The sequence below is a fragment of the Microcoleus sp. PH2017_12_PCY_D_A genome, assembly GCF_020738565.1.
Classification (GTDB): domain Bacteria; phylum Cyanobacteriota; class Cyanobacteriia; order Cyanobacteriales; family Microcoleaceae; genus Microcoleus.
In genome coordinates this window covers 1-10719 of sequence record NZ_JAEQCI010000155.1, presented here as the reverse complement: position 1 = coordinate 10719, position 10719 = coordinate 1, and the positions used below count along the sequence as shown (strand labels likewise).

Sequence of the window (10719 nt, the reverse complement as noted above, 5' to 3'; positions counted from 1 at the left end):
TTGCTCTACAAATCTCCATCCTCTGAGAGCGCACTCTTGTTGTAGTCTATCTTTGACTTTAGCTGTGGGTATTTGGACAAAGTTTTGATTAGTGTTTTTTCCCATATTTACTTCTTGCTTCTGTCCTTTATTCCAACCAAAAACTACCACATTGATTTGGTAATTTTCGCAATACCCTATGATGGTTCTAACTGCTTTATTTACTGCATCTCTCATCCTTCTGGCGCGAGTTTCTGACAACTGTTGCAGTCTTTTTGACGAAAAACCTTTGGGTAACTTGTATTGAGCGTGCGCCGATTGCACTCGCGCTTTTTCCTTATTAAACCACTGGTTCCAAGACTTCAGCTTTCGACCATCAATGATGAAAGGCTTACCATTACTAGAAACACAAGTCAACCAGTTATTGATGCCGTGGTCGATTCCCAAAACCCCTGTTACTTCCAGACTACAACTAGCGGCTTGTTCAGTTAGACTTTCATGGACATACTCAAGCCAGACTTCGCCATTTCTAGGAATTAGCCTGAGTTCTTTAATCTGGCAATCTTTCAGTCTTTCTGGTAAAGTCACCCAGAGAGCATCTGTCCCAAAGTGTTCTTTCCCTTTGGTTCCCAAAGGCAACCGTACCCGATTACCCACTATTTTTAAAGCTTGACCAGGATAGGAAACTTGGTACATCGCCCCTTTAGTTCTGTATTTGGGTAGCCTCGGTTTTTGATTAAGCTCTCCTTTCTTGGCTAACTTTTGTAGGGTTCGGAAAGAGCTGAAGGATTCAGCGACTGATTTTAAAGATTGTTGCGCGACTTGCGAGTAGAGTAAGCCGTAATTCTCGTTGCCTTTGGCAATTTTGTACAAATCTGGGTATTTAATTGTACCTTTGTCCTTAAAGTACCGTTGCCGACTTTCGTAAGTCCCGACATTAAACAGATTGTTTGACCACCTCAACAGTTGCTCGACAATGATTTTGTCGAGTCCTGTTAAATGCCAAAGGTCTCTTTGTACTGCGTACATCTTTTTTTACCCTCCTTGATTTATTTTACTAGAATTGGTAAATATTTAACTGGCAGGATAAATCCTGCAATGCCCTTTCATCCCTGGACTTTTGTCGCAGGGTTTTCAGGGTATTTCTTATAATCTCGCTCATTTATAGCATACTAAATCAAAATTGCAAGGCCTATAGATATTTTTAAACTCTGGTATCTTTCGAGCTAAAAATATTAATGATTGCACGTTTTGATGCCTGTTTTGGGTACACTTTTATCTCGCCCTATTTCGATCGCATCTAGAAGTCACACTGCGAGTCAAGCCGGAGTATCTATCCAAAGAGAGAAAAAATGAAAATCTTTGATTCATAATTTTCTTTCCTGCCTGTTGCCCAATGTCTTAAACTGACTGTTCACAAGAAACAGAGCTGTTAATTAGAGGCAGAAGCGGCCCGGTTTGCTCTTGGCCGTTGACGGCTAGTTCGCTGTGGCAAAGGTAAAGCACGGAACAACGACTTAACAAATCTACCAGAATTCGCCGCAGTCGCTGTTGGTCGGCGGCCGTTTCGTCTTCGGTTCCCCAGGGACGCCCCAATTGCGATCGCACAAATAAGGGTGCACCAAACAAAGTGGCCGCACCGCCGCTCAGCCATAGGGGCGAACCGGCATCCAGCCAAAAGTGCCATTTGTGGGCGCGGCGGCTGCTGCGGTACTGGAAGATGTTGGCGAGGGTGACGGCTTGGGCTTCTGGGCCTTGGGAACGGACTGGAAACGGGTTCGCGGTGACGGTTCCTTGGCGCAACAACTGGATGAATCGGGCGATGGTTTCTGAGTCGCCCCCGTTTGTGGGTTCTACACGCTGCATTCGCCCGTGTATTTCCCAGTAGTGGGCGGCGGTTTCCATTAACTCTCGGAGGGCTGCGAGCCGATCGAACGGCAGATATCTGTCGTTGATGAGAAATTTCTGGATCGCTCGATCGAGCAGCGCAATCGGACTGGGTAACAGCCGCTCCTGTTGTTGCGATCGCTGTTGCTCGATCCACTCGACAATTTGCTCGTAGGCCAAAGCTGCTCGGTGTCCCACTCTGTCCCACCGGGGAAAGGCTGTAATTTCCAGCATTTGAGGTCGATCGAGATCGGGACAAAAACAGTGATCGGCGATTAAACCTGCTCTCACTTGGTCGATCGATTTTAGATTTTGGATTTGAGATTTTTGATCGAAAGTCGGGTTATCTTCTGCTGTTTCCGGCAATTCCCGGTGTTTCTGGCTGCCTAAAATTACTAGCATTTCGGCTACGGCGTCTCGATCGACTAAACGGCCTAGTCCAGGATAAACTAACGCTAGCAAAGTCAGCAAAGCTCGAATCTCTGGCGTAGTCGATAGGGGACGCTGATCGTTGAGCGATTCGGCCGCGATACCATCTCGGGCGAGAATTTCCGTTAAACTGTAACGGGCGATCGCATCCATCCCAGGAGCAACTACGGCGATTTCCTGCGCTTCCACGGCTTTTGACTTCACCGCATCCACGATAATTTCGGCGGTTTCTCTGAGCAGTTGCGCCCGAGAAGTAGTTTGGAGCGATCGAACCGAGCCTGGTAAACTCAAGCCCAAAGGATAAAAACCCTCAGAATTCACTGCCAAACTTACCGCCAACTCCCCAATCTCTGGCGCTAAACCGGCTTTTGCGTCCAAATTTTCTACCCTTCGACAGCGGCTTTCGAGTCGGGCGAGGTATTCCGTGTCAGCCCCCAAACCCAAACGCACTCCTCCATCCCGATTGTACGAGAAGGCCCCCGCTGCGCCTGTGTCGAGCATTCGATCGAACAAATAGCCGCTGATAGCCGGATAATCGTCCACATCATCGGCGATCGCAGCTTGATATCTAGAAGCCAACTGTTGCTGGTAAGTGGCATTTGGCAACAAATAGCGCCAGTAGAGCTCGCAGACAATCCCGTAAGTCAGCAGCCCCCGCGTCAAGCACCATTCCCGCCACCTTTCGAGCAACTCTCCCATGCTAGTCCACAGGCTATTCGAGCCGCCCTCCCCCGAAAATCCCTGTTGGAGAATATTAGGAATTTCTTCTCTGGGCGTACCGCTGACAGCAGCAAGTTGTAATAAGTCTAGAGTTCGACGCACCATACGGTTTGGACTTACCCCTGTTTGTTGCAAAATCCCTTCGTCTAACTCGCGACGCCAGAGTCTGGCTGCAAGTTCCAATTCTGTTTCAGGTTGCAACCTCAGGGGAAATTGAGCCTTCAAATCCAGCGACTGAACTAGCAGCGGCCAAAATAGCAATACTTCCTGCTCAAAAAAACCGAACGGTGTTGTGGAGTGAAAGGCATATTTTCCTTGGGTAGCTATGGCGATGCGATCGGCCAATTCCAACCGATTGTCCCCGTTAGCTGCTAAGACTAAAATTGCTGGGGCGGTTTGTCCGGCCCGCCGCCACCCGGAACGCCCGCGGCCTGAAACTGTTGCGGGCAAAGGCTTTACGGTTTTGCTCCAAATGCAGAACTGCTCGACTAAGCGAGCGGTTTTGCCGCTGCGGGCGCCTCCGACAATCCAAATAGAATCTGTGGCAGCGGTTTTTAGTTTATTTAAATTTGTTACCATACCATCAATACTTTAATGACTAATGTCTGCTACTAACTAATCGGCTCCAGCTATGAATACTTCTTTGTGGAACAGGTTTGTAAAATATCTCTACAGCGCTCACCAGTGGTATAGAGAAACGCCTGAAAGGGCACTAGAACAGGCTTACGATGCTGCGCTAGCAATTAAGGCGATCGAAGATGAGCATTTTGGCGGCCAAGGCATCTCCGAGCGATCGTCCGATTACGGACACAGCACCCTGTCTTACTTTAAATCCGAACTGCAAAAATACCTCAAGGTCATCCAAACCAGAATGGTTGAGTTTAATGCTAGCCGTTCTTTTTTGGAATTGCCCGATCGCGTGGGCGCAAAACCGCAGGCGGGACACAGCCCGGATCGCCACCCACGATTGGGTTTAGACGCTAAAGATCGATCGTCCCTGGTATTCGAGAAGCTAGAGTTTATTGATGGAGTCATTGACAAGTATATTAATAATAGTAAATCAACAGCGATCGTCCCACTTGTCAGTTCGGTAAACGTGCAGGCGAAATCTACAAGCAGTTCTCAACTTCACCCAAATAAAGGATTAGTTAATTTCAATCAAACTAATGGTGAAGTTGACACGAGTTCTGAAGAGGTAAATTTATTACCCCGATCGCTTTTAGGAACCTTGAATCGAATTACTAAAGAATTAGACCCGCAAGCAGAAAAAGACGTAGTTAGAAATTTCCGAAATTCTAAAATAAAAACTGTTATTTCTCTAAGATTTATTTTAATTTTAATTTTAGTTCCCCTGTTAACAAATCAAATTTCCAAAAACTTTGTAGTCGGGCCAGTAGTTGACCACTTTCGAGTCAAGCAAAATGCTCCTTTATTCATCAATGTTGACCTGGAAGAAGAAGCTTTAAAAGAACTGGAGATATTTGAGCATCATCTCAAATTTGACATTTTAATTGGCATAGCGCCGCCACTTTCTCCAGAGGAAAAGGAAAAAAAGATTGCCGAAAAAGCACTTGAGCTAGCGGAGGAATACCGCAAAGAAAGCGGTGGAGCAATTAAAAATATTTTTGCCGATTTAATTTCCGTGATTGCCTTTGCCGTGATTCTCATCACTAACAAGAGAGAGATTGAGGTTTTAAAATCTTTCATGGATGATGTGGTTTACGGACTTAGCGACAGTGCAAAGGCTTTCGTAATTATTTTGTTTACGGATGTGTTTGTCGGATTCCACTCGCCCCACGGTTGGGAAATAATTCTCGAAGGTTTGTCGAGGCATTTGGGACTACCAGAAAATAGGCAGTTTATCTTTCTGTTTATTGCGACGTTTCCAGTTATCTTGGATACGGTATTTAAGTATTGGATATTCCGTTATTTAAACCGGAGTTCACCTTCGGCGGTTGCTACTTACAAGAATATGAACGAGTAATCGACTGCTACAGTTATCCTAGGGTGCATCAGTCGATTTAAGATTTAATATTTGAGTAATTACAGGGTTGGTCGCCATCAACAATCCTTAAAAAAAATCGACAATTGAACAGATACGCACCTGTCTTTACAGGATCATTGTAAACAAACAAAACATTTATTGTGTAGCAATCTTTTGTCAAAATGGTATTACGCAGAGTATGAACCAATACGGTTTAGGTTTAGTTAACAAATCTTGTCATTGCCAGCTCACGAGCGTTGCAATCGCAGAGACTATGGCAGTTCTCAATTAACTGACGTGTACGCGGAGCAATTAGCTTCTTAACCCAAGCGTATTCGGGTATAGGCGACTCATATTGATCGAACCAGACACCGAGAAAGATTTCTGCGCCTGAAAACGCTGCGCGTGCAGAGGATCGCAGAGTTTTTGCGTAATTTCAACCCAATAGATTTGACGAAGCTTAAAATACGACTCTACAACAATCTCAGTATTTTTGCTGAGTCAAGCACATTATTTTCATAAAAACCCGTAAAACTTCAACAAGTTAAGCACAATTTACCAGTAAAACTAACTAACAAGAGCAGCAACCTTCACATATTTGCTGCCATGAACTTGCTACGAACACTGTCAGTCCCCCAGTGCCAGATAGAACAAAAAAATCAGTAATTTCCCTGATTGACCTGCTGCCGAAAAGAACGGAAGATTGTCATTAATAAAAGTTTCTCAACTAAAAAAAACCAAGCACCTCACAATTAATTCAAACCCGAATTCACGCATTCATCTTGAACGAAATATGAGGGCGATCAATTAATTAGTCTAAAACCACCGCTGCGCTGATTCAGATGCCCACAAACACAGTCGGTTTCACCAAATTTGCAGTTTCCGTAAAACAGGCATTTTTTAACTAATAAAGTATCCGAATACCCAAGCAGAACAGCCAACAATAATACCAGCAAACTTGTAATATTTAAAACAGGAGTGAAGTCATGTCAGGCATCAACCCAATCGAATCTTTAATAGAAGAATCGCCCCTAGTCAATCCCGGACTTACTCCTGCTGCACCCTCGCGTCTTCCGGGAATTGCAACTCCAAAACCTTTACCATACCAAGCAACAGACGACGAAGTAGAAAACCTTATACAACAAGAAACGAGCGAACCTGCAAACGAACTTCCCAAGAAAATAAGCTCAGCCGATGCCGATTCTTTAATTGCCAACAAACCATCCTCACTCCATAACGATAGTTCCCTACTAACTAGCACTCCTAAAAAAGACTCAAGCTCAAACACAGATAAAAAAGTAGACCCGCTCACCGGCGACACCGCAACTGCTAAATCTCAAGAGTTATTACCATCAAAAACCGTACCAGCCGACACATCACCCGCAGATAGCCTCACAAATCCCGGTTCTTCAAACAGCAGCTCAGCAAATCCAACCCCACCAGTTACCGTACCATCCAACAAAAATGAAGAACTAACCAAACCAATACCGAACAATATTACCGACCAAAATGCCAACTTCGACTTAAACGCCTTCAAAGTAGAGCAAACAGGTAAAGTCAGCATAGAATACAAATACGACGGAGGCTGGTATCAAGGACAGCTAGCCATCGTCAGCCTACGAGGAATGGACAAATTTGTTCCAGGTTCCGAAGCATTTATCAAAGAAGCAGCCCGACGCGCCTTAAGCAACTCCCCATCCGGTTACATCGCAATTTCTGACAATTCAGAAGGAGCGTATTACTCCAATCCCACAGGTGAAAACTTCAACTCAGGAGCCTACCTCGGCACAAAAACATTTGCCATGACACCAGGAGACGATTTTTGTTTCCTCCTAGTACCCAACGGCACAGTACAGCAAGTATACGACAATCCCACAATTGCCGGCGACAAACGACCCCTATTTTCAATCTTTACAACCAACCCCAACGACGGCTTTAATATCGGTCAAATTGCTGACATTACAGGAGAAGGAAAACTCTTTGTCATGGAAGACATGGGGGTAAGTCAAGGCAGCGACCGCGATTACAACGATATCATATTTAAAATAACAGGCGCTACATCCAAAATCGCACCCCTGAGTCGATTCATTAATTCTGAACAGCAAAGCAGCCACTCGGAGCTAGCTAAAAAATTGATGGGTTCTGCTTCCACAGCAGAGACTAAAACCGACTCGGTAATTGATACGAAGCCCAAAGACACCTCGAAAACTGATTCAGTAATTGATACAAAGCCCAAAGACACCTCGAAAACCGATCCAGTAATTGATACAACGTCTGAAGACACCTCGAAAACCGACTCACTAATTGAGACGGCACCCAAAGACACCTCAAAAACCGACTCGGTAATTGCTAATCCGCCTAAAGACTTGCCAAAAACCGACTCAGTAATTGCCACAACGTCTGAAGAATCGCCGAAAACTGACTCACTAATTACTGAATCAAACAAGGAATCATCTCCAAAAACAGAACCAATAGGTGCTGATGCAGGCAAACCGAAGACAGAATCAATAATCAGCTCTGACACTTCCAAATTGCATAAAACAGAATTAACACCTGATGTTGATGCCCAAAAACCTCAGACAGCATCAATAGTAGACAATTCAGGCAGCAAAGAACCGTCAAAAGCAGAATCATTACCATCAAGTATTGGTATATCTGACAGCAGCCCAACGCAAATAAAAGAACCTACGGCTGTTTCAGGTTTAGAAGAAAAACCGCAAGAAAAAACAGAACTAGCACCTTCTAGCCCAACCGTTATTAGTGTTGGCACTGCCGAGACAACTAAGCCCTCTCAAGAGAAGATTGAGCAGACTTTTGCCGAGCCAACAATACCAAATAAAAGTGCAAATTCATCAGAAATATCTGAGTCAGTTCCAACAACAGATTCAGCAAAAACGATTATTGCTAGTCCCAATTTTCCCTCAATCGGCAGCACTCCTTATGAACAACAATCATCAAATGTTGCAGTTGTCAATCAAACCAAGTCAGACAAAGAATCTCAAACTGCTGTTCCTTCAGATAAGCTAGGCTCAGACAAACAACCCCCAAATGTTGCAGTTAAGGGTGCAACTAACTCAAACGATAAATCTCAAACTACCGTTAGTTCAGACAAATTAGCTGCGGAAAAACCATCGGCAAATCTCGCGATTGTCCCAACAAACAACTCCGATAAACAACCCTCATTTTCCCCTGCTCAGCCTTTAACTCTTCCAACGAACGCTAACACAAAAATTGGTGCATCTGAAATCACACCTGTCGCAATACCAACAAATACAACATCAAGGGAAACTACTGAGGTTCCGACAACCACAATAGCAGAAATCACTGAGGTTCCGACAACCACAATAGCATTAGAAAACGGAGATACTTCTACAATCAATGTTGATGTTAATCCAATTATAAAACAGCCAGTTGGTACCGACTTGAATGTTACCAAACCAGCAACTGGTGAAGGGAGCCAAACCAATGCAGTTGGAACTTTAAGGATCGAACAATCTACAGCAGAAGCTGACTCAATTGTAATTGATACCGCTTCCCAACAAATCGAACAATCTCTGCTGCAAACAGACTCGCCCATTCCCAGAATTCTCGAACAACAGCCACAACAAACAGACTCCATAACTGGCGATGTTGGCGGGCAATTGCTAAGCAGCAATACAGAATTTCTCGCTTCAAGCGTTGCCAAACAATTGTCTCCAGAAACAGACTTCTTAGCTGGCGTCTCTGCTGTCGATACACTTAAAGACATCGCTGTCACCTTCACACCAGAAGCAGTTGAAACTCCAAGCGATGAATTGCTGCCTTCAAAATCCGCTGCAACTCCAAGCGATGAATTGCTGTTAGTAGAAAAACCCACTCAATTTGCCGACAGCATAAGTGAAAGTCAACCTGCTGCGATACAGCGTACCAGCAACTCCGCAACTTTGCTCTCAATTGCAGTAACAGCTAATTCGCAAACACCAGGCACATTTATCGTAGGCGCAACAGGATTAGTCAAGTTTGACTATACATTTGACGGCGGTTACTATGAGGGAGAATTAGGCATTTTCAGCCTAACCGGCATGGAAGCATTCATCCCCGGTACTCCTGAATTCACTGCCGAAGCAGCCAGGAGAGTTCTAACCAATTCAACATTAGGACACGTTGTAATCCACGACTCTACAGAAGGGGCAAAATTCACCGGTGCGATGCCGTCCGAATCCGATTTCGGTGCGGGACAATATCAAGGCATCAAAACCTTCAACATGACACCGGGAGACAGCTTCGCGGTGATGCTCGTACCTAGCGGCGGCGTGCAGCTAGCCTACCAACACCCGTGGCTGGGAGACATATTCCCCGAACACCGTCCTTTACTCTCCATTGGATCTGCCAATCCCAACAATACATCTTACCTGCTCCCAATAGCCGACATTACAGGGAACGGCAACGCTTTTGCCCTCGAAGATATGTGGGCAGGTTCTGCCACAGACGGCGACTACAATGACGTAATCTTTAAAATCAGTGGCGCTACAGGCAGCGCGCCCAGTCTCGATACGCTTATCAACCCCAACAGGGAGTGGCGCAATACAACTTTGGGGCAGCAATTACTCGATGATTTCAATAACTCCAACTCAAACAACAATCCGCCTGTTGTATCGCCGACAAGCGCTCGGACTTATACAGAATTAGAGACAACTATTTCATTAGACAATCTTGCCACAGATGCAGAGGGCGACCCTCTGACAATTAGCGTCCAGGGTCCAGTAAACGGCACTGTAATTTTCAATCCCTTAACTAACAAAGCATCCTTTAAACCAGCAACCGGTTTCTCTGGAATTGCCAGCTTTGATTTCCTTGCCAGCGACGCTTTTGGGAGTTCTAGTCCAGCGCGGGTGAGTATCAATGTCAGCGACGTTCCGCTGCTGAATTTGGATTTTGTGAAGCGAAATCCGATCCTCAATGCAGGAGAAAATACGGAATTAGTTGTGCTGGGAGATTTTGCCGACCAAAAAGGTGTAGTGCTCCCAGATTCTTATCTAACTTACACTTCAATAAATCCAGAAGTAGCACCAATTGATCCAACGGGGAAAGTGACAGGTTTAACCAACGGTACTTCAGTTTTGAGCGCAAGTCGAAATAACTTGCAAGCAGTCACCCCAATCCGAATTGGGACGATGCCAGCACCCACAACAGACGCTCAACTGCATCAGATACTAGCCGAAATGTACGGACTAGACCCCTACCCAGATGCCGTTTCCCTGACACCCGGTGCAACGCGGAAACTGTCCCTCGGCTTAAACTCCAACTTCACCGAAGCTAACTTAACCGCAGCCAGCACAGGTACGCGCTACTTTAGCAACAACAGCAACATCCTCAACGTCAGTCCCGACGGCACCATTACAGCAGTCGGCATTGGCGATGGCACCGTCACAGCCATTCACGGCACCGCCTCCGCCACCATTCCAGTTCGAGTCGAAGCACCGAAAATCGGCACAACTGCCTTGGGAACCGACGGTGGCATCATCAACTCAAGCGACGGAACCCTAGCAGTCATGATACCTCCGGGCGCCCTTAAACAGAATGCAACCGTCAGCATTGCCCCAGTCAACCAACAAAACTTGTCCCTACCACTGCCGGCGGGTTTTGAATTTGCAGGAGCCTTCAACTTAAACTTTAGCGATAACTCCCTGAATATACCCGCCCAGTTGGCAATACCAGCACCCGCCGGATTAGCACCTGGA

The 10719-nt window shown here is 45.6% G+C and carries 4 protein-coding genes; 2 read left to right on the top strand and 2 right to left on the bottom strand.

Annotation, left to right across the window (positions count from 1 at the left end; translation table 11 throughout):
• Both JGK39_RS29985 and JGK39_RS29980 read right to left on the bottom strand, forming a co-directional pair.
• Nucleotides 1–1008 (bottom strand): transposase (locus tag JGK39_RS29985; protein WP_293298508.1); only part of this gene is annotated, 1008 nt, incomplete at its 3' end.
• A 372-nt stretch (nt 1009–1380) separates the two neighbouring features.
• Complete coding sequence (locus JGK39_RS29980; RefSeq protein ID WP_293261313.1) at nt 1381–3594, bottom strand: recombinase family protein; 2214 nt, start codon at nt 3592–3594, stop codon at nt 1381–1383.
• Nucleotides 3595–3646: 52 nt separating this feature from the next.
• Between JGK39_RS29980 and JGK39_RS29975 the strand changes: the two genes are divergently transcribed.
• Both JGK39_RS29975 and JGK39_RS29970 read left to right on the top strand, forming a co-directional pair.
• Entirely contained in the window at nt 3647–4999 is a 1353-nt protein-coding gene (locus JGK39_RS29975; protein ID WP_293261310.1) for a proton extrusion protein PcxA, read from the top strand.
• A gap of 986 nt (nt 5000–5985) precedes the next feature.
• On the top strand, nt 5986–10719 hold a 4734-nt coding region (locus JGK39_RS29970; protein ID WP_293261307.1), incomplete at its 3' end, for a DUF4114 domain-containing protein.